The sequence below is a fragment of the Bacteroides acidifaciens genome (assembly GCF_903181435.1).
Lineage (GTDB): Bacteria > Bacteroidota > Bacteroidia > Bacteroidales > Bacteroidaceae > Bacteroides.
The window spans coordinates 1036769-1056364 of record NZ_CAEUHO010000001.1 but is presented as its reverse complement, the minus strand read 5'-3'; the positions used below and the strand labels follow the sequence as shown (position 1 = coordinate 1056364).

18 protein-coding genes are annotated in these 19596 nt (G+C 46.1%); 10 read left to right on the top strand and 8 right to left on the bottom strand.

Annotation, left to right across the window (positions count from 1 at the left end):
* The first annotated feature begins 6 nt into the window (after window positions 1-6).
* Together CLIN57ABFB40_RS04260 and CLIN57ABFB40_RS04255 are read left to right on the top strand one after the other, a co-directional pair.
* The gene (locus tag CLIN57ABFB40_RS04260; protein ID WP_175629030.1) at window positions 7-1326 is read left to right on the top strand and encodes a YihY/virulence factor BrkB family protein; all 1320 of its coding nucleotides are present in this window, start codon (window positions 7-9) and stop codon (window positions 1324-1326) included.
* Between the two features lie 55 nt (window positions 1327-1381).
* Window positions 1382-4678: a S41 family peptidase gene (locus tag CLIN57ABFB40_RS04255; RefSeq protein ID WP_175629029.1), complete on the top strand. Its 3297-nt coding sequence runs from the start codon at window positions 1382-1384 to the stop codon at window positions 4676-4678.
* Between the two features lie 210 nt (window positions 4679-4888).
* On the opposite strand, the gene CLIN57ABFB40_RS04250 is transcribed toward CLIN57ABFB40_RS04255, so the two are convergent.
* The 6 genes from CLIN57ABFB40_RS04250 to pstC form a co-directional block, all read right to left on the bottom strand.
* The gene (locus CLIN57ABFB40_RS04250) at window positions 4889-5434 is read right to left on the bottom strand and encodes a nitroreductase family protein (RefSeq protein WP_175629028.1); all 546 of its coding nucleotides are present in this window, start codon (window positions 5432-5434) and stop codon (window positions 4889-4891) included.
* A 1-nt stretch (window position 5435) separates the two neighbouring features.
* On the bottom strand, window positions 5436-6038 hold the full coding sequence (locus CLIN57ABFB40_RS04245; RefSeq protein WP_175629027.1) for a riboflavin synthase: 603 nt from the start codon (window positions 6036-6038) through the stop codon (window positions 5436-5438).
* Window positions 6039-6421: 383 nt separating this feature from the next.
* On the bottom strand, window positions 6422-7111 hold the full coding sequence (phoU, locus tag CLIN57ABFB40_RS04240) for a phosphate signaling complex protein PhoU (protein WP_175629026.1): 690 nt from the start codon (window positions 7109-7111) through the stop codon (window positions 6422-6424).
* A gap of 53 nt (window positions 7112-7164) precedes the next feature.
* Window positions 7165-7923, bottom strand: a complete 759-nt coding sequence (pstB, locus tag CLIN57ABFB40_RS04235; RefSeq protein WP_175629025.1) for a phosphate ABC transporter ATP-binding protein PstB — start codon at window positions 7921-7923, stop codon at window positions 7165-7167.
* Between the two features lie 8 nt (window positions 7924-7931).
* Window positions 7932-8807, bottom strand: coding sequence for a phosphate ABC transporter permease PstA (gene pstA / locus CLIN57ABFB40_RS04230; protein WP_175629024.1), 876 nt, complete (start codon window positions 8805-8807; stop codon window positions 7932-7934).
* Between the two features lies 1 nt (window position 8808).
* Window positions 8809-10005: a phosphate ABC transporter permease subunit PstC gene (pstC, locus tag CLIN57ABFB40_RS04225; RefSeq protein WP_175629023.1), complete on the bottom strand. Its 1197-nt coding sequence runs from the start codon at window positions 10003-10005 to the stop codon at window positions 8809-8811.
* A 177-nt stretch (window positions 10006-10182) separates the two neighbouring features.
* Between pstC and CLIN57ABFB40_RS04220 the strand changes: the two genes are divergently transcribed.
* The 4 genes from CLIN57ABFB40_RS04220 (at window position 10183) to CLIN57ABFB40_RS04205 (ending at window position 15007) form a co-directional block, all read left to right on the top strand.
* Window positions 10183-10995, top strand: coding sequence for a PstS family phosphate ABC transporter substrate-binding protein (locus tag CLIN57ABFB40_RS04220; RefSeq protein ID WP_175629022.1), 813 nt, complete (start codon window positions 10183-10185; stop codon window positions 10993-10995).
* A gap of 50 nt (window positions 10996-11045) precedes the next feature.
* Window positions 11046-12788, top strand: a complete 1743-nt coding sequence (locus tag CLIN57ABFB40_RS04215; RefSeq protein WP_175629021.1) for a glutamine--tRNA ligase/YqeY domain fusion protein — start codon at window positions 11046-11048, stop codon at window positions 12786-12788.
* 103 nt (window positions 12789-12891) lie between these two features.
* Window positions 12892-14334, top strand: coding sequence for a tetratricopeptide repeat protein (locus CLIN57ABFB40_RS04210; RefSeq protein WP_175629020.1), 1443 nt, complete (start codon window positions 12892-12894; stop codon window positions 14332-14334).
* 34 nt (window positions 14335-14368) lie between these two features.
* Window positions 14369-15007, top strand: a complete 639-nt coding sequence (locus CLIN57ABFB40_RS04205) for a DedA family protein (protein WP_175629019.1) — start codon at window positions 14369-14371, stop codon at window positions 15005-15007.
* A 56-nt stretch (window positions 15008-15063) separates the two neighbouring features.
* Here CLIN57ABFB40_RS04205 and CLIN57ABFB40_RS04200 read toward each other — a convergent pair whose 3' ends face one another.
* Together CLIN57ABFB40_RS04200 and tpx are read right to left on the bottom strand one after the other, a co-directional pair.
* Window positions 15064-15948: a DUF3078 domain-containing protein gene (locus CLIN57ABFB40_RS04200; RefSeq protein ID WP_175629018.1), complete on the bottom strand. Its 885-nt coding sequence runs from the start codon at window positions 15946-15948 to the stop codon at window positions 15064-15066.
* Between the two features lie 158 nt (window positions 15949-16106).
* On the bottom strand, window positions 16107-16607 hold the full coding sequence (gene tpx / locus CLIN57ABFB40_RS04195) for a thiol peroxidase (protein ID WP_175629017.1): 501 nt from the start codon (window positions 16605-16607) through the stop codon (window positions 16107-16109).
* A 137-nt stretch (window positions 16608-16744) separates the two neighbouring features.
* Here tpx and CLIN57ABFB40_RS04190 point away from each other — a divergent pair, with 137 nt between their 5' ends.
* The 4 genes from CLIN57ABFB40_RS04190 (at window position 16745) to CLIN57ABFB40_RS04175 (ending at window position 19545) form a co-directional block, all read left to right on the top strand.
* Window positions 16745-17308: an HdeD family acid-resistance protein gene (locus tag CLIN57ABFB40_RS04190; protein ID WP_175629016.1), complete on the top strand. Its 564-nt coding sequence runs from the start codon at window positions 16745-16747 to the stop codon at window positions 17306-17308.
* 83 nt (window positions 17309-17391) lie between these two features.
* Window positions 17392-17871 (top strand): DUF4494 domain-containing protein, encoded by a 480-nt coding sequence (locus CLIN57ABFB40_RS04185; protein WP_175629015.1) that lies wholly within the window; start codon window positions 17392-17394, stop codon window positions 17869-17871.
* 6 nt (window positions 17872-17877) lie between these two features.
* Window positions 17878-18552, top strand: coding sequence for a YggS family pyridoxal phosphate-dependent enzyme (locus CLIN57ABFB40_RS04180; RefSeq protein ID WP_175629014.1), 675 nt, complete (start codon window positions 17878-17880; stop codon window positions 18550-18552).
* 15 nt (window positions 18553-18567) lie between these two features.
* On the top strand, window positions 18568-19545 hold the full coding sequence (locus CLIN57ABFB40_RS04175) for a dihydroorotate dehydrogenase-like protein (RefSeq protein WP_175629013.1): 978 nt from the start codon (window positions 18568-18570) through the stop codon (window positions 19543-19545).
* The last annotated feature ends 51 nt before the right edge of the window (window positions 19546-19596 follow it).

Sequence of the window (19596 nt, the reverse complement as noted above, 5' to 3'; positions counted from 1 at the left end):
TGAGCCATGAAGAAGAAATTCACCGATATATGGAAATTCCTCACGTATGACATTTGGCGCATTACGGAAGGTGAAGTGACCAGGACTAAGTTCTCGCTCTACAACATTATTAAGACCATTTATCTCTGTATCAACCGATTCACAAAAGACCGGATGGCAAATAAGGCATCGGCTCTGACATACAGCACCCTGCTTGCCATTGTCCCGATACTCGCTATCCTGTTCGCCATTGCACGCGGATTCGGGTTCGACAGCTTGATGGAATATCAATTGCGCAACGGGTTCGGAGGAAACATAGAAACCACGGAAGCCATCCTCACTTTTGTAGATTCATATCTTTCACAAACCAAAGGCGGTCTGTTCATCGGAATCGGTCTGGTGATGTTGTTATGGACAGTTATCAACCTGGTCAGCAATATAGAAATCACATTTAACCGTATCTGGGAAGTGAAGAAAGCACGTTCCATGTACCGCAAGATTACAGATTACTTCTCCATGTTCCTGTTGATGCCGATTCTGATTGTAGTTTCCGGTGGTCTTTCCATTTTCGTGAGCACCATGCTCAAGCAGATGGATGACTTCGTGCTGCTGGCTCCTATCATGAAATTCTCGATACGCCTTATCCCTTTCGTTTTGACCTGGCTGATGTTCACAGGGTTGTATATCTTTATGCCGAACACAAAGGTAAAATTCAAGCATGCATTTATCGCAGGAGTCCTGGCGGGAAGCGCCTATCAGGTTTTCCAGTACCTATATATCAGCAGCCAGTTGGGAGTATCGAAGTACAATGCTATCTATGGTAGTTTTGCCGCCTTACCATTGTTCCTGCTCTGGTTGCAAATATCCTGGACTATCTGCCTGTTCGGAGCGGAACTGACATACGCGGGACAGAACATCCAAAGTTTCAGCTTCGACCAGGACACCCGCAATATCAGCCGGCGTTACCGCGACTTTATTTCGATTCTGATTATGTCTCTCATAGCCAAACGGTTCGAAAAGAACGAGCCGCCTTATACGGCTTTGGGAATATCGGAAGAACATAAGATACCGATTCGGCTCACCAACCAGGTGCTTTATCAATTGCAGGAGATAAACTTGATTCACGAAGTCGTCACGGATACCAAAAGCGAGGAAATCGGCTATCAGCCGTCAATGGATATCAACCAACTGAACGTAGCTATTCTGCTCGACCGCCTGGACACCTACGGTTCGGAAAACTTCAAGATTGATAAAGACGAAGAATTCAGTGACGAGTGGAAAGTGCTGACCGAATCCAGAGAGGAATACTATAAAAAGGCAAGCAAGGTACTACTGAAAGACTTGTAAGAAAGCGCAGCCTTAAATCGCGAAAATGAATTTAAACACAATTATATTAGAAAAAATGAAGAAACTACTACTCAGTGCTTTTGCCCTATGCTTTGCAGGAGCAATCGCAGCACAAGACTCCCCGTTATGGATGCGTCATTGTGCTCTTTCCCCGGACGGCACAACCATTGCCTTCACTTACAAAGGAGACATCTACACCGTACCGACAACCGGCGGACGTGCAACACAAATCACTACTAATCCGGCTTTTGACACAGAACCGGTATGGAGTCCCGATGGAAAACAAATCGCCTTTGCGTCCGACCGCATGGGAAGTCTGGATGTTTTCACCGTATCCAAAGACGGCGGAGTCCCCCAACGGCTGACTACCCACTCCGGCAGTGAGAAGCCCATTGCCTACAAGGACAATAAGCATATCTTGTTCACAGCCAATATCGCTCCTTCTACCGAAGACGCCGGATTTCCTTCCGGCCAGTTCCAGCAGGTATATGAAGTGGCCGTGACAGGCGGACGCCCCGTCATGTTCTCATCCATGCCTATGGAATGTATCTCCATCAACAAAGACGGAATGATACTCTATCAGGATAAAAAAGGATATGAAGACTACTGGCGCAAGCATCAGGTATCCCCCATCGCCCGCGACATCTGGAGCTATACCCCCGGAAAAACACCCGTCTACCAAAAGCAAACGACTTTCGGCGGTGAAGACCGCGAACCGGTATGGGCTCCCGACGGGCAGTCATTCTATTACTTGAGTGAGGAAAAAGGTTCTTTCAATGTATTCCAACGCACTCTTGGAGCTGCTACCGCCAAGCAGATTACTTTCCATACCAAGCATCCCGTCCGCTTTTTAAGCGTAGCCGCAGATGGCAAGCTCTGCTACGGTTACAACGGTGAAATCTACACACTTGTTCCGGACGGCAAACCGCAGAAAGTGAACATCACCATCCTGTCGGACAAGAACGACAAAGACATTATCCGCCAAATCAGAGCGAACGGAGCTACCGACATCGCTGTATCCCCTAAAGGAAAAGAAGTGGCATTTATCATGCGCGGCGACGTTTACGTCACTTCCATTGACTACAAGACAACGAAACAAATCACGAACACTCCCGACCAGGAGCGCAACCTCAGCTTCTCTCCCGACGGACGGACGTTGGTCTATTCTTCAGAGCGCAACGGACTTTGGCAACTCTATACTTCGACCATCGTACGCAAGGAAGAAAAACAATTCACCTACGCCACCGAACTGAAAGAAGAACGTCTGACAAAATCCAATGTCGCTTCCTTCGAACCGCAGTTCAGTCCCGATGGCAAAGAAATAGCCTTCCTCGAAAACCGCACCGCTATCCGTGTCATTAACCTGAAAAGTAAAGCGGTGCGCACCGTGATGGATGCCAAATACCAGTATTCTTATGCAGACGGTGACCAGTGGTTCCAATGGAGCCCCGACAGCAAATGGATTCTTTCGGACTTCATCGGCATAGGCGGCTGGAACAATAAAGACGTCGTATTACTGAAAGCGGACGGAAAGGGCGAAATGGTCAACCTGACCGAAAGCGGATACAGCGACAGCAATGCCAAATGGGTGCTTGGCGGAAAAGCAATGATTTGGAACAGCGACCGCGCCGGATACCGCAGTCATGGTAGTTGGGGAAGCGAAGGCGACGCCTATATCATGTTCTTTGACGTAGACGCCTACAACCGCTTCATGATGAACAAAGAAGACCTTGCTTTACTTGAAGAAGCTGAAAAAGCAGAGAAAGCGGAAAAAGAGAAAAAGGAAAAGGCAGAGAAAGAAAAAGCCGACAAGAAGAAAGATAAAAAAGGAACCAAGACAGAAGACAAGAAAGAAGACCCGGACAAGAAGAAAAAAGAAGAAGAGGTAAAACCGCTGACTTTCGACCTCGAAAACCGCTTCGACCGCATTGTCCGCCTGACCGTTAATTCTTCCCGACTCGGAGATGCCGTACTTACTCCGAAAGGCGACGCGCTCTACTACCTTGCAGCCTTTGAGGGTGGCTATGATTTATGGGAACATAAACTGAAAGAGAACACCACCAAAATATTATTGAAAGGAGTTGGCGGTGGTGCATTAATCCCCGATAAAGAAGGAAAGAATATCTTTATGTGCACAGGCGGACAACTGAAGAAAATCGAAATCGCCGGCAGCAAAATCACCCCGATTAGTTTTGAGGCTTTCTTCGACTACCGTCCTTACGAGGAACGTGCCTATATCTTCGACCATGTCTACCAGCAAGTTAACGACAAATTCTATGTTGCCAATCTTCAAGGTACCGACTGGAAAGGATACAAAGAAGCATACCAACGCTTCCTGCCTCATATCAACAACAACTATGACTTCGCCGAAATGTTGAGCGAAATGCTCGGAGAACTGAACGCTTCACATACCGGAGCACGTTTTGGTGGTGGTGGCAGTGCACTGCCTACCGCTTCACTAGGCGTATTTTATGACGAATCATATGATGGCGCCGGACTGAAAATCAAAGAGATTCTTGCTCAGAGTCCTTTCACCCAGAAAAAGACAGATGTAAAAGCAGGATGCATCATCGAAAAAGTAGACGGACAAACCATTGAAGCCAATGCGGATTATTTCCCGTTATTTGAAGGCAAGGTAGGACGCAAAGTTATACTTACCGTATATGACCCTGCTACCAAAAAGCGTTTTGAAGAGACAGTAAAAGCCATCAGTTACGGTACTCAGAGCGAATTGCTTTACAAGCGTTGGGTGAAACGTTGCGCGCAAAAGGTGGAAGAGCTTTCCGGAGGACGCATCGCCTATGTACATATCAAGGGGATGGATAGCCCGAGTTTCCGTAAGATGTATTCCGAACTGTTGGGACGTTACCGCAATAAAGAAGCAGTCATCGTGGATACCCGCCATAATGGAGGCGGATGGTTGCACGATGATGTAGTAACGCTGCTTAGCGGAAAAGAATACCAACGTTTCGTTCCGCGCGGACAATACATCGGCAGCGACCCGTTCAACAAATGGCTGAAGCCTTCATGCATGCTGGCCTGTGAAGATAATTACAGCAACGCTCACGGCACACCGTATGTATACAAGACATTAGGTATCGGCAAACTGATAGGTACTCCCGTTGCCGGAACCATGACCGCCGTATGGTGGGAACGTCAGATTGACCCGTCTATCGTATTCGGCATCCCGCAGGTAGGCTGCATGGACATGCAAGGAAAATATCTGGAAAACCAGACTTTGCAACCCGACATTCTTGTCTACAACGAACCGGGAGCGAGCCTGAAAGGTGAAGATGCCCAACTGAAAGCAGCAGTAGACCACCTGCTGAAAGAACTGTCAAAAAAGAAGTAAACATATTATTATAAAAGCCCCGCTCATGGGGCTTTTATAATAACCCATCTATCAACGACTTAATATACTCATTTTTGGTTTAAATGAAACAGGTCGCTCCTTTAAAAGGAAGGCATCGTTGGTTTTAAAGGAACGGTTCTTTCCTTTTAAACCAACGATGCCTTCTATTATATCCCTATTCTGTAAGTTGGAAATATTTACTTACCGGAATCAATAACGATTATAAGAAACCACTTTCTCTTTCGGCTTTCTCATCTTCTTGCGCTTCTCTTTCACCGGATAGCCTATCGCAATATCCAGCAATACACGTTTGGAAGCAGGAATCCCCGTCAGCCGCTTCATTTCCTTTTCATCAAACCAGCCCAAAATGCACGACCCCAAGCCTTCGCTTTCGGCAGCCAACGTGATATGTGCAGCGGCAATTCCAATATCAATCAGCGGGAAATGCTTGTCTTTCACTTTTCCCCCGAGCAAAGAAGTGATATTAGCCGATTCTTCCACAATCAGAATATGCACCGGAGCGTCCTTAGCAAACTTGTTCATGCCCAGTCCAGCCGCTGCTTTGCCAATTTTCAAGGCCAGTTCACGGTCGGTTATTACCACAAACTTCCACGGCTGCGCATTACAGGCAGAGGGAGCCATACGCCCCGCCTCAATAATCCGTTCCAACTTCCCGGCTTCCACCGGTCGTTCTTTATCATACGCCCGGTCGCTCTGGCGGGAAAGCACCAATTGCAGAAATTCGCTATATTCCATCTTATTTATATTGAATCATCCGGCTGATATACTTACCTATAATATCAAACTCGATATTCACCACACTGCCGATGGCAAAAGTATGGAAGTTAGTATGCTCGTAAGTATAAGGAATGATAGCCACCTGGAAAGTATCATCCGTAGGGTTACATACCGTCAGGCTGACACCATTCACCGTTACCGAACCTTTATCCACCGTGATATATCCGCGTTTCGCCATTTCCTTATCAAACGCATACCGGAAAGTGAAATACCAGCTTCCTTCCGCATCCTTTATGTCAACGCAAGTGGCAGTCTGGTCTACATGTCCCTGCACGATATGACCGTCCAGACGACCGTTCATCATCATGCTGCGTTCCACATTCACCTTATCCCCCACTTTCAGCAAACCGAGGTTAGAACGTTCCAGTGTCTCTTTCATGGCAGTCACCGTGTACGTATCATCCGTCATGCTCACTACCGTCAGGCATACACCGTTATGAGAAATGCTCTGGTCGATTTTCAACTCATTTACAAACGAACACTTAAATGTAAAGTGTATATTCTCCTGGTCTTTCACCAGTGCTACCAAAGTAGCATATTCTTCTACAATTCCGGAAAACATAATGTTATTTACGATTTTACGATTTACAATTTATGCTTAAAAAGCCTCTCTTTTATATAGGGCTCAAAGATACGAATAAGCTGGCAGGAAAGAAAATATGAGCATAAAAAAAAGGGGCTTTTCACAAAGCTCCTTTTTTCAGTTTTCAATAGGTATTAGTTTTTTTTTAAGGTAAAAAGATTGTTTTCAGGATAACGGTGCAAATATAGGTGCTTTTACCGATATTATCCAAATTATAAAACATGTCATATAACATCTTTTTGAAAAATCTTTGGATTTATTATCATTTGAAGCAAGAACACCCGTAACTTGTCCATTACAGGAGACAAATATAAGACAAAATTTTAATGACCCCTAATTTCTGTTTAAAAATATGCAAATATTTATTTCTCCGGATAGTGTTCTTCCGTTTTCCCACGGTGCTTTAAGACCTTTGCATCAATGAAAAAGACGATTTCTTCGGCGATATTGGTAATGTGGTCGCCGGAGCGTTCCAGCTTGCGGAATACGCTGACCAAATCGACGCAAGTAAGTGCTGTTTCCGGGTGTTCAATGATATAAGCCGCCAAGATTTCGGTGGCTTCCGCATTGATATCATCTAATAAATTATCTTTAGCAAATACCCCCGCTGCCAGTTCGATGCTCTCTTCATTCAAAGCACGTTTCGCCAGTTCAAGCATTGACAACACCTCTGCCTGCATTTCGGCTATGCGAAGACGGTTCAACAGTTCAGAGTCGAGCACCGGCTCTTTGCAACGAATCACGAAACGGGCGATTCCCTCTGCAAAGTCGCCCAGACGTTCGAGGTTGGTGTTGATTTTCAGCATTGCCAGAACAAAACGAAGGTCGATTGCCACCGGATTGTATAATGCGATAATATCCTCCACATCGCTATCTATCTTCAATTCGAAAGCATTCACCCTGCGCTCACGAACCATTACTTGCTGAGCCAGTTCCTTGTCCAGCGTCAACACAGCCTCACCGGCACGGTCGAGCTGATTGTACACCAGCGTCCACATTTCATCAATTTCCTTCTTCAACAGGATGAGTTCCGATTCTATAAACTTTACCATAGTCCATTATATATAAATGATTAATATTCTGTTTACTACATTTCAGGCACGGACTACCCGAAGCGTCCCGTTATATAATTCTGGGTAGCCTCTTTCTCCGGATTGGTGAATATCTTTTTCGTCTGGTCGAACTCCACCATTTCCCCCAGATAAAAGAATGCCGTTTTGTCGCTGACACGAGCCGCCTGCTGCATATTGTGCGTGACGATGACAATCGTATAATCCTTTTTCAGTTCATGAATCAGCTCCTCTACCTTTGCCGTAGAAATAGGGTCGAGCGCAGACGCAGGTTCGTCCATCAGCAGCACAGAAGGAGACACCGCCATCGCGCGGGCAATGCAAAGCCGCTGCTGCTGCCCGCCGGACAGCGCATAAGCCGACTCCTTCAACTTATCCTTCACTTCATCCCACAAAGCCGCACCTTTCAATGTCTCTTCTACCCGCTGGCGGATGAAAGCGTTATCTTTTACCCCATTCACCCGAAGCCCGTAAGCCACATTCTCGAAGATGCTTTTCGGGAAAGGATTGGGACGCTGGAACACCATCCCTACATTCTTGCGCAACTCGTCCACTTCCACGCCTTTCTCATAGATATTCTGCCCGTCAATACGGATTTCCCCTTTCAGGCGGGTGGCGGGAATCAAATCGTTCATACGGTTGAAAAGCCGGAGAAACGTAGACTTTCCGCAACCGGAAGGCCCGATAAAAGCCACGACCGACTTCTCTTCAATCTGCATACTGATGCCTTTCAACGCATGGAAATCACCATACCAGAAGTTCACGTCACGTGCATCTATTTTTACTGTATCCATATACTAATTTAGTTCGTTTTTACTCTTTTCTCAAAATACTTTCTCAATGCATTTGCCAGCAGATTCACCAGCAGGATAATCACAATCAACACCAATGCCGTGCCGTAAGCCAACGGCAACTGCGCTTCCATATCCGTTCCGCTCGTAGAAATCACATACAAATGGTAAGGCAACGCCATACATTGGTCTAAAATCCCCGTCGGCAACTGCGGCAGGAAATATGCGGCACAAGTGAACAGGATAGGAGCCGTTTCGCCCGAAACACGTCCCAACGCCAGAATCAGCCCCGTGATAATGTTCGGCATCCCCATCGGCAGAATGACGTGCCATATGGTCTGCAACTTCGTAGCCCCCAACGCCCGGCTACCCTCACGCATACTGTCGGGAATGGCTTTCAACGCTTCTTCCGTAGTACGAATGACCAAAGGAACACAAAGCAAACCTAATGTCAAAGAACCGGCAAGGATACTGTCGCCGAACCCCATGTAATTGACAAACAGCGCCATACCGAACAGCCCGAACACGATAGAAGGAATACCGCTCAAATTGTTGGTCATCACCCGTATAAAGCGTACCAACTTGCCTTTCGGTGCATATTCATTCATATAAATGCCACTCATCACCCCTATCGGGAAAGCAAACAGTGCACTGCCCACCATCAGGTAGAAAGTTCCGACAATAGCCGACCAAATGCCGCCTCCTGTCATTCCGTCCGTAGGAGACGACGTGAGAAACTCCCAACTGATAGCACCGCTCCCCTTATAAATAATGAAACCCAGAATCGCAAACAATATCAGCACGATGCAAAGGCTCAATAGCCGGAATATTCCGAAAGCAATCTTCTGCGAACGGTGTTTTGCTTTATTATTACTCCTTATTTCCATGTTATTTACTACGTTTTAATCCTTTAGAGGAAATGTACTCCACACTAAAGTTGATAATCAATGTAATGAAGAACAGAACGACACCCAGCAAGAACAAAGCCTGATAGTGCGACCCGCCGGCGGGCGCTTCCCCCAGTTCCGCCGCAATGGTAGCCGGGATGGTGCGCAACGGTTCAAGAATCGTAGTCGGAATCACCGCCGCGTTTCCCGTCACCATCAGCACCGCCATCGTCTCCCCGATAGCACGCCCAATACCAAGCACCACCCCCGAAGTAATCCCCGATATGGAATACGGAATCACCACCTTATATATCGTCTGCCACTGCGTTGCTCCCAATGCCAGACTCGCTTCCCGCATAGCACGCGGACAATTCCTCATCGCGTCTTCCGTCACTGTTATGATAGTGGGCAATGCCATTATAGCCAACACGATACTGCCTACCAGACCGCTCTCCCCAACCGGAAGTTCAAATACTTTCTGAATCATCGGGACAATGACAATCAACCCGAAAAAGCCGTAGACAACGGAAGGAATACCGCTCAACAATTCAATAATGGGCTTCAGCCAGTTCCGCACTTTCGGATTCGCGACCTCGGACATATAGATAGAAACCGACAACCCGAATGGCAAAGCAAAAAGAATGGCGAACAAGCTCACCCACAGCGTGCCGGTAATCAACGGCAGAAAGCCGAACTGCGCGGCAGGAGTAGCCGTCGGGAACCATTCCGCGCCCGCAAAAACATCTTTGACAGAAATCGTATTGTCTTCTATGAAATGCACCGCATCCGGATGAATGATAAACTTCTGCGGCACAAATGCCACAATGCCCGGTGTCCTCTCTACCAGTTCCGTAATCTTGTCGCCCGCATATTCATAGGCAGGACCAAGTTCATCTTCCGTATAATACTGCGTGATATCCTCTAAACGGAAAACCCGGATAGGAATATCTTCCCCACCGATTTCTTTCCAGTTCGTTATCTCCTCGTCAAAAATATTCTTTATCTGGGCAGGGCTCAATACACTTACCTTATTCGTCTTGTTCAGTGCCAGCACATACCCTTCCTCAATGACCTTACTCTTGAATAACCCAAAAGCCTCTGTAAACAGGAAGAGCACAATCAGCAAAATAGTAATACTTGTTACGAAACCGCTACAAGTCAAAACTCCTTCTATAATCTTTTCTAAAAACTTTTTCATACCTGTTGATTTCTGATGCAAAGAAAGCATCTCCTTATTAAGATAATGTGACTAACGTTTGAAGGAAATGTTTCAATCCTGTTACATTTGTATTACAAATGCCGTTTCCCCGCCGTATGAAACAGAAATGTAATATCCGATTGCTTTATTTGCACCAGCAATAAACAAAGAATCATTATGAAAATAAGAAGAAACTTACTAATAGCCTTTTCCCTGCTCTCCCTCAGTGCCAATGCGCAACGCATCAAAGGCAGCGACACGGTATTGCCCGTCGCACAGCAAACAGCAGAACGGTTTATGAACCAGCAGCCCGATGCCCGTGTCACCGTGACCGGCGGCGGAACCGGTGTCGGCATCTCCGCCCTGATGGACAACACCACGGACATCGCAATGGCTTCCCGCCCGATAAAATTCAGCGAAAAGATGAAAATCAAGGCGGCAGGCGAAGAGGTGGACGAAGTGATTGTGGCCTACGACGCCCTTGCCGTCGTGGTGCACCCATCCAACCCGGTGAAGAAACTCACCCGCCAACAACTGGAAGACATCTTCCGCGGAAAGATAACCAACTGGAAGCAAGTAGGCGGAGACGACCGCAAGATAGTGGTTTACTCCCGCGAAACCTCTTCCGGCACTTACGAGTTTTTCAAAGAGAGTGTCCTGAAAAATAAAAACTACATGGCGAGCAGCCTTTCCATGCCGGCTACGGGTGCCATCATCCAATCCGTCAGCCAGACGAAAGGAGCTATCGGATACGTCGGACTGGCATACGTATCCCCCCACATCAAAACGCTCTCCGTATCTTATGACGGAAGTCACTATGCCACGCCCACAGTGGAGAACGCTACCAACAAGACCTACCCCATCGTCCGTCCGCTCTACTACTATTACAATGTAAAGAACAAGGAACAAGTCGCTCCCCTGATTCAATACATTCTTTCACCCAACGGGCAGGACATCATAAAAAAGAGCGGTTATATTCCGGTTAAATAAAAAAAATGTCCTACTTTTGTAGCCTAAATCATGTATTAACATAAATCGTTATGACAGATATTAAAAACGAAGAAGTAGCAGGTGAAAAGAAAAGCCTGAACTTTATAGAACAGGCAGTAGAGAAAGACTTGCAAGAGGGTAAGAATGGTGGAAAAGTACAGACACGTTTCCCGCCCGAACCTAACGGATACCTTCACATCGGTCATGCCAAAGCTATTTGCCTTGATTTCGGCATCGCAGAAAAGCACGGCGGTGTATGTAACCTTCGTTTCGACGACACAAACCCTACCAAGGAAGACGTGGAATACGTAGAAGCCATCAAAGAAGATATCCAGTGGTTAGGTTACCATTGGGGCAATGAATATTATGCTTCCGACTATTTCCAGCAATTATGGGATTTCGCTATCCGCCTGATAGAGGAAGGAAAAGCATATATCGACGAACAGAGTTCCGAACTGATTGCGCAGCAAAAAGGCACTCCTACCCAGCCGGGTGTGGAAAGCCCCTACCGGAACCGCCCTATCGAAGAAAGCCTGGAGCTTTTCAAGAAGATGAATAGCGGTGAGATTGAAGAAGGCGCTATGGTGCTCCGTGCCAAGATTGACATGGCAAACCCGAACATGCACTTCCGCGACCCGATTATCTATCGTGTAGTGAAGCATCCGCACCACCGTACGGGCACTACATGGAAGGCATATCCGATGTACGACTTCGCCCACGGACAAAGTGACTTCTTCGAAGGAGTGACTCATTCGCTGTGTACACTTGAATTTGTGGTACACCGTCCGCTGTACGACCTCTTCATCGACTGGCTGAAAGAAGGTAAAGACCTGAACGACAACCGTCCCCGCCAGACCGAGTTCAACAAGCTGAACCTGAGCTATACGCTGATGAGCAAACGTAACTTGCTGACTCTGGTAAAAGAAGGTTTGGTGAACGGATGGGACGACCCCCGTATGCCGACAATCTGCGGTTTCCGCCGTCGTGGTTATTCTCCGGAATCCATCCATAAGTTTATCGACAAAATCGGTTACACTACCTATGACGCATTGAACGACATCGCCTTGCTGGAAAGCTCCCTTCGGGATGACCTGAACAGCCGCGCTATCCGCGTATCGGCAGTCATCAATCCTGTGAAACTTATTATCACGAACTATCCAGAAGGACAAGTGGAAGAACTGGAAGCTATCAACAACCCGGAAGACCTGGAAGCAGGAAGCCACCTCATCGAGTTCAGCCGCGAATTGTGGATGGAACGTGAGGACTTCATGGAAGATGCCCCAAAGAAATATTTCCGCATGACACCGGGACAGGAAGTACGTCTCAAAAACGCCTATATCGTGAAATGCACAGGGTGCAAGAAAGACGAGAACGGCGTGATTACTGAGGTTTATTGCGAATACGACGCCAATACCCGCAGCGGTATGCCCGATGCCAACCGCAAAGTGAAAGGTACATTGCACTGGGTGAGCTGCAACCACTGCATGCAGGCAGAAGTGCGCTTGTACGACCGTCTGTGGAAAGTGGAAAATCCACGTGACGAATTGGCCGCCATCCGCGAAGCTAAAAACTGCAATGCCCTGGAAGCCATGAAAGAAATTATAAATCCCGATTCATTGAAGGTATTGCCCAACTGCTACATAGAGAAGTTCGCAGCAACCCTGCCGCCACTCTCCTACCTGCAGTTCCAACGAATCGGTTACTTCAACGTAGACAAAGAGTCGACCCCGGAAAAGATGGTCTTCAACCGCACAGTAAGTTTGAAAGACACATGGGGTAAACTTAACAAATAACGAAGCCGACCGGCTTAACTTTATAAAATGGGGCTGTGACAAAAGAGGATATGAAACTTTTGCAACAGCCCCATCTTAGCAATCAAAAAACGATAAAATTAAAATGGGTAGAAAAAAATCACCGTCCGCAAAAAAGGAACTAGTCGAACTAATCACAAACTACGAAGCTGCAAAAGCTAATGAGCAACAAATCTATCTGGATGGAAATCAATTGGCTGACATTGCCAACTGGTATGCCACCGAACGAAAATTTGACGAAGCGCAGGAAGTCATTACTTACGGACTTCATCTGCACCCGGGAAACACAGACCTGCTGATAGAGCAAGCCTACCTTTATCTGGACACTCAAAAACTGCAAAAAGCCAAAAAAGTAGCCGCTACAATCACCGAAGAGTATGAACCTGACGTGAAAATGCTGAAAGCCGAACTCCTGCTCAACGAAGGTAGGCTGGAAGAAGCGCAAGAACTTCTAAATTCGATAGAGGATGCTGACGAGCTCGTCACACTCACCGATATTGTATATCTCCTTCTGGACTTGGGGTATCCTGAAAATGCCCGGGAGTGGTTGGAGAAAGGCAAAAAACGATATGCCGAAGAGCAGGATTACCTGGCTCTGACAGCCGATTACCTGTTTGCCACACATCAACATGAAGCTGCCGCCAAAGCATATAACAAACTGATTGACAAAGCTCCATACAACGCTTCTTACTGGATGGGACTGGCGAAAATCCATTTCATTGAAGAGAATGTTGACAAAGCAATCGAAGCCTGCGATTTCGCATTGGCAGCCGACGAGAACTGTGGAGACGCCTATGCTTACAAAGCACACAGCTTTTTCTACCTGAACAATGAGGACGAAGCCATCGAGAATTATCAAAAGGCTATTGCATATAAGTCAATCCCGCCCGAACTGGGCTATATGTTCATGGGACTGTCATACGCCAACAAAGAAGAATGGCAGAAGGCAGATGAATATTATACGAAAGTAATCGACTGTTTTGAAAAAGAAGAAGAAAGCGACTCTTTCTTATTGATAGACACATATACCAGTAAGGCTTATGCCATCTCCCATTTGGGAAGATACGAAGAAGCCCACCAGCTCTGCGATAAAGCAAAAAAGCTGGGGCCGAACGAAGGACTTAGCTATCTGACGGATGGAAAAGTATATTTGGCGGAAGAAAAGGAAGACCAGGCAGCCGAGGCTTTCAAAAAGGCCATAGAAATTAATCCTGGCGTGGAAATGTGCTATATGGTAGCGTCCACTTATTCGGACAACGATTATCTGTACGAAGCCAAAGAATACTACGAGATGGCCTACCAGCTCGACCCGAAGTATGAATTGGTAACGGAAAAACTGAGCGTTCTCAGTCTGATGAGCAACGAAATAGAGGACTTCTTCAAATACAACAATGAATGTAAGAATCCGCTCGGCTCAGATGTCATTCTCGACCTGCTTGCCAGTCCTAACCATAGGGAAGAAGACGAGCAGACTCTTAAAGAGGTATTGAAGCGAATGAAAAAAGAGAGCAAAAAGAAAGGAAAATAAATAATCAATTTAATAAACCCTATCCCTAAAAAACATGGAATCAGTAGCTTTTATCCAGTGGTGTCTGGATCATTTGAATTATTGGACTATCACTTTATTAATGACCATCGAAAGTTCTTTTATACCTTTCCCTTCGGAAGTGGTCATCCCGCCGGCTGCCTACAAAGCAGCAGTCAACGACGAGCTCAATATTTATCTGGTAGTTCTGTTCGCTACTATCGGGGCTAATATCGGAGCGTTAATCAACTATTACCTGGCTAAGTGGCTGGGACGTCCCATCATTTACAAGTTTGCCAACAGCCGTATCGGACATATGTGCCTGATTGATGAAGCCAAAGTTCGCAATGCCGAAGTCTATTTTGACAAGCACGGTGCACTTTCCACCTTTATCGGCCGGTTGATTCCCGCTGTCCGCCAGTTGATTTCAATTCCTGCCGGACTGGCTCAGATGAAGTTGCATACATTCCTAATCTATACCACTTTGGGCGCCGGATTATGGAACACTATTTTAGCAATCATCGGTTATCATCTGGCTAAAGTTCCTGGCATTGAGAGCGAAGCGCAGCTTATAGCCAAAGTGACGGAATACAGCCACGAAATAGGCTACGGATTTATTGCTATCGGTGTATTTGTCGTTGCTTTCTTGATTTATAAGGGAATGAAGAAGAAATAATACATTTCAGGCACGGATTTATTTTTGAAATCCGTGCCTGAATTTTCTCTTTAATCTTAGAAATTGAACTGCACCCCTACTCCCAATATCTCCTTAAACTGCACACGGGCACCTTTCGTCCCGTCTTTCTGCGCAATCTTCACATCATCGTCATACATCAGATTGGTAGTAAGTGTAGTCGAGAACCACTTATTGATAATCATATTCACCTGCACTTCCCAGTTGACGTCTATATTCAGCGGCTTATGCAGATAATCGGAATATAAGTCCAAACGTGAATATACAGTCATATTTTTCAGAAATTCATATTTCACTTCTCCTTTCAGGTTGGCACCGAAGCTAGACAGCAAATGCTTGCCGGGATCCACTCCGTAAGCCCCTTCGTCAGAGAGGCGGTCATTCAATACAAATGTACCGCGCCAGGAAGCAGGAGACAATACGACCGTAAATATCTTTCCGGGGTCATACGTGAAGCCCAAACCCGTAGTCAGATAACCCGGAGACATAAATTCGGAGATAGAAACATCCTTATTGACCGAATAGTCATATCCCGGAGAGAACTGGGTCTGAAAAGTGGCAAACGCACTCGCATACCAGTTCTTGGCAATGGCGTAACCGTAATTCGTATTCAGGTAGATTTTATCATTCGCCTTTCTTGTCCCGTCGTCACCGGTCTTGTTCAATCCATAAGCCAGCTCGATACGGTTGTTCCACAAATGCTTTCCTTTCTTATAATTAATTTGGTAAGTACCTTGTAAATCAAAAGCTACGGAATTATCACCACCGGCAGCCCAGTTGGTAAGGCTGACTTGCGTCAGTTTCAGTCCGGCAAATCCTTCTTTTGTCCAAGGAGAAGTTTGTGTACTATCGGCAGTCTGAGCCGAAAGAGTTGCAGCGCCCATACATGACAGGGCAATGAATAGAGTTTTCATCTTGTTCATGATAATCGTTGAAGTTTAGTATAGAAAAAACACAACCTAACAAGAACCTAAATTTGGCGAGATACCAAACTCATTACCAGTTCTCATTAGGTCAAAATCTTTAGATAAGTATCAGCCGCAATCACTTGTCGGCCGCAAATCATTACTTAATACTTATGTTATTTTATAGCTGCCAGCGCCTTGTCATAGTCAGGTTCCTGTGTAATCTCGGGAACAAGTTCCGTATAAGCCACTTTGCCATCCTTGCCGATTACGACTACCGCACGTGCCAGAAGCCCTGCCAATGGTCCGTCCGCCATGCGTACACCGTAGCTTTCGTCAAAATCGGAGAAGCGGAAATCCGACAATGGAATCACATTTTCGATACCTTCTGTCGTGCAAAAACGTGCGTGAGCGAACGGAAGGTCTTTAGAGATAGCCAACACGACCGTGTCCTTCATCCCGGCAGCCATCTTGTTAAACTTACGTACAGACGTAGCGCATACGCTTGTGTCCAGACTCGGAAAAATATTCAGAATCACATTCTTGCCGTTCAAGTCTTTCAGCGAGAAAGAAGACAAATCTGTTTTCACCAGTTCGAAGTCAGGAGCGACTTTACCTACTTGTATAAATTCACCGATCAGTTTCACCGGTTGTCCTTTGAAATTTGTTGTTGCCATAATGCATGTATATTTAAAATTTACTTTATATAGAAAACAACTATTACCCAAAATATGTTCACGAAAAAACTTTTCTAAATTCAATTTGTTATTCCCCAACAAAATCATTCTAGTATTCAATTTAAAATATCAAATGTATGGAAACTGTATTCAATGAGATTCAACATTCAGTAAAAAACTGGTGGACTTCTCTTCTTTTAGGTATTGTGTATATTATCGTAGCCCTGTGGCTCATGTTCTCCCCGCTAAGCAGTTATGTGGCCCTGAGCATCATTTTCAGCGTGTCCATGCTGATAAGCGGCATTCTGGAAATCGTTTTTGCCATCAGCAATAAAAAAGGCGTTCCCAGTTGGGGATGGTATGTCGTAGGCGGATTGATAGACCTCGTGCTGGGCATTTATCTCGTTGCCTATCCGATGGTAAGCATGGAAGTCATACCGTTCATCATTGCCTTCTGGCTCATGTTCCGCGGCTTCTCCTCTACCGGCTACTCCATCGACCTGAAACGTTACGGCACCCGCGACTGGGGCTGGTACATGGGGTTCGGCATCCTTGCCATCCTCTGCTCTCTGCTGATATTGTGGCAGCCTGCCGTCGGAGCGCTTTACGCAGTGTACATGATTTCTTTTACTTTCCTCATTATCGGACTTTTCCGCATCATGCTCTCATTCGAACTAAAAAATCTGCATAAAAGAAAATAAAAAGCTTTCGGCACTTACTTTGGTATTTTGTTTATCTTTGTAGGCAATTTACATATATCAATTAATTAAAAAGGAAGAAAATTATGGCAATGCATACATGGTTTGAATGTAAAATCCGTTATGAGAAAGTAATGGAGAACGGAATGCAGAAGAAAGTAACCGAACCTTATCTCGTTGACGCGCTTAGCTTCACAGAAGCCGAAGCACGAATCATCGAAGAAATGACTCCGTTTATCTCAGGAGAGTTTACCGTTTCGGACATCAAACGTGCTAACTATAGCGAACTTTTCCCCAGTGACGAAGAAAGTGCCGACCGCTGGTTCAAATGCAAGCTTATTTTCATCACGCTGGATGAAAAAAGCGGTGCGGAGAAGAAGACATCCACACAAGTATTGGTACAAGCTGCCGATTTGCGTGACGCAGTGAAGAAACTGGACGAAGGCATGAAGGGGACAATGGCGGATTATCAAATCGGCATGGTGTCCGAGACACCGTTGATGGACGTATATCCGTACAGTGCCGGCCTGAATGACAAACCGGAGTTTGATCCGTCAAAAGCATAAGTGACAATGAGTATTGCTGACAATTTAAAGCAAGTGCTGGCCGAGCTCCCGCAAGGAGTCCGGCTGGTTGCTGTCTCAAAGTTCCATCCCAATGAAGCGATAGAAGAAGCATATCAGGCGGGACAGCGTATTTTTGGAGAAAGCAAGGTGCAGGAAATGACAGCTAAATACGAAAGTTTGCCCAAAGACATCGAATGGCATTTTATCGGACACCTGCAAAGTAACAAAATCAAGTACATGATACCATACGTAGCGATGATACATGGGATTGATACTTATAAACTACTGGCAGAAGTCAACAAGCAAGCAGCCAAAGCGGGACGCGCCGTCAACTGCCTGTTACAGATACACGTGGCGCAGGAAGAAACGAAATTCGGTTTCAGTCCTGAAGAATGCCGGGAGATGCTGGATGCCGGAGAATGGAAAAGACTCACCCACGTGCGGATATGCGGATTGATGGGAATGGCCAGTAACACCGACGATATAGAACAAATCAACCGGGAATTCCGTTTACTTGATAAGCTCTTTCATGAGCTCAAAGAAACTTGGTTCGCCGGTTCGGATGACTTCCGGGAGTTGTCGATGGGAATGTCACACGACTATCACGAAGCAATTGCCGCAGGAAGTACCTTAGTACGGGTGGGAAGCAAGATTTTCGGAGAACGTAATTATAATATTTAACCAATCATCATGACCATGACCGATTTAAAAACTACTTTCGCAGGGCTTTCTCTTAGAAACCCTATCATTATCAGTAGCTCGGGACTGACCAACAGTGTCGGCAAAAATAAAAAGCTCGCCGAAGAAGGTGCCGGAGCTATCGTTTTGAAATCACTGTTCGAAGAACAGATTATGCTGGAAGCGGAACAACTGCGTGATCCGGCTTTCTCTGCTGAAGGCAGCGATTATCTGGAAGAGTATATCCGTGAACACAAGTTGTCCGAATACCTGACTTTGATTAAGGAGAGCAAGAAGGTTTGCCCTATTCCCATCATTGCCAGCATCAACTGCTACACTGATTCCGAATGGGTGGACTTTGCCAAGCAAATCGAAGAAGCCGGTGCGGACGCATTAGAAATCAATATCCTCGCGTTGCAGTCGGACGTACAATATTCGTATGGTTCTTTCGAGCAACGTCACATTGATATTCTCCGCCACATCAAAAAGACTATCAACATTCCGGTTATCATGAAACTGGGTGACAACCTGACAAATCCCGTAGCATTGATTGACCAGCTCTACGCCAACGGCGCAGCAGCAGTTGTCCTCTTCAACCGTTTCTACCAGCCGGACATCAATATCGAAAAGCTGGAGCACATCTCAGGTGAAGTATTCAGCAATGCTTCAGACCTCGCCACTCCACTTCGCTGGATTGGAATCGCGTCGGCCGCAGTAGACAAAATCGACTATGCAGCATCCGGTGGCGTTGTCAATGCGGAAGCAGTAGTAAAAGCGATTCTCGCCGGTGCATCGGCAGTAGAAGTTTGTAGTGCGATTTATCAGAACACGAACGCATTCATCGGAGAAGCCAACCGTTTCCTCTCTGCATGGATGGCACGGAAAGGGTTCAACAGCATCGCCCAGTTCAAAGGCAAACTGAATACGAAAGATGTGAAAGGTATCAATACCTTCGAACGTACGCAATTCTTGAAATATTTCGGAAAGAAAGAATAAGCGGAAAAGTAAAAGGCAAAAATCAGGCACGGATTACACAGATTACGCGGT

Coding starts and splice junctions, on each gene's coding strand:
- CLIN57ABFB40_RS04260 (WP_175629030.1), top strand. CDS start 7: ATGAAGAAGAAATTCACCGATATATGGAAATTCCTCACGTATGACATT.
- CLIN57ABFB40_RS04255 (WP_175629029.1), top strand. CDS start 1,382: ATGAAGAAACTACTACTCAGTGCTTTTGCCCTATGCTTTGCAGGAGCA.
- CLIN57ABFB40_RS04250 (WP_175629028.1), bottom strand. CDS start 5,434: ATGGAATATAGCGAATTTCTGCAATTGGTGCTTTCCCGCCAGAGCGAC.
- CLIN57ABFB40_RS04245 (WP_175629027.1), bottom strand. CDS start 6,038: ATGTTTTCCGGAATTGTAGAAGAATATGCTACTTTGGTAGCACTGGTG.
- phoU (WP_175629026.1), bottom strand. CDS start 7,111: ATGGTAAAGTTTATAGAATCGGAACTCATCCTGTTGAAGAAGGAAATT.
- pstB (WP_175629025.1), bottom strand. CDS start 7,923: ATGGATACAGTAAAAATAGATGCACGTGACGTGAACTTCTGGTATGGT.
- pstA (WP_175629024.1), bottom strand. CDS start 8,807: ATGGAAATAAGGAGTAATAATAAAGCAAAACACCGTTCGCAGAAGATT.
- pstC (WP_175629023.1), bottom strand. CDS start 10,005: ATGAAAAAGTTTTTAGAAAAGATTATAGAAGGAGTTTTGACTTGTAGC.
- CLIN57ABFB40_RS04220 (WP_175629022.1), top strand. CDS start 10,183: ATGAAAATAAGAAGAAACTTACTAATAGCCTTTTCCCTGCTCTCCCTC.
- CLIN57ABFB40_RS04215 (WP_175629021.1), top strand. CDS start 11,046: ATGACAGATATTAAAAACGAAGAAGTAGCAGGTGAAAAGAAAAGCCTG.
- CLIN57ABFB40_RS04210 (WP_175629020.1), top strand. CDS start 12,892: ATGGGTAGAAAAAAATCACCGTCCGCAAAAAAGGAACTAGTCGAACTA.
- CLIN57ABFB40_RS04205 (WP_175629019.1), top strand. CDS start 14,369: ATGGAATCAGTAGCTTTTATCCAGTGGTGTCTGGATCATTTGAATTAT.
- CLIN57ABFB40_RS04200 (WP_175629018.1), bottom strand. CDS start 15,948: ATGAACAAGATGAAAACTCTATTCATTGCCCTGTCATGTATGGGCGCT.
- tpx (WP_175629017.1), bottom strand. CDS start 16,607: ATGGCAACAACAAATTTCAAAGGACAACCGGTGAAACTGATCGGTGAA.
- CLIN57ABFB40_RS04190 (WP_175629016.1), top strand. CDS start 16,745: ATGGAAACTGTATTCAATGAGATTCAACATTCAGTAAAAAACTGGTGG.
- CLIN57ABFB40_RS04185 (WP_175629015.1), top strand. CDS start 17,392: ATGGCAATGCATACATGGTTTGAATGTAAAATCCGTTATGAGAAAGTA.
- CLIN57ABFB40_RS04180 (WP_175629014.1), top strand. CDS start 17,878: ATGAGTATTGCTGACAATTTAAAGCAAGTGCTGGCCGAGCTCCCGCAA.
- CLIN57ABFB40_RS04175 (WP_175629013.1), top strand. CDS start 18,568: ATGACCGATTTAAAAACTACTTTCGCAGGGCTTTCTCTTAGAAACCCT.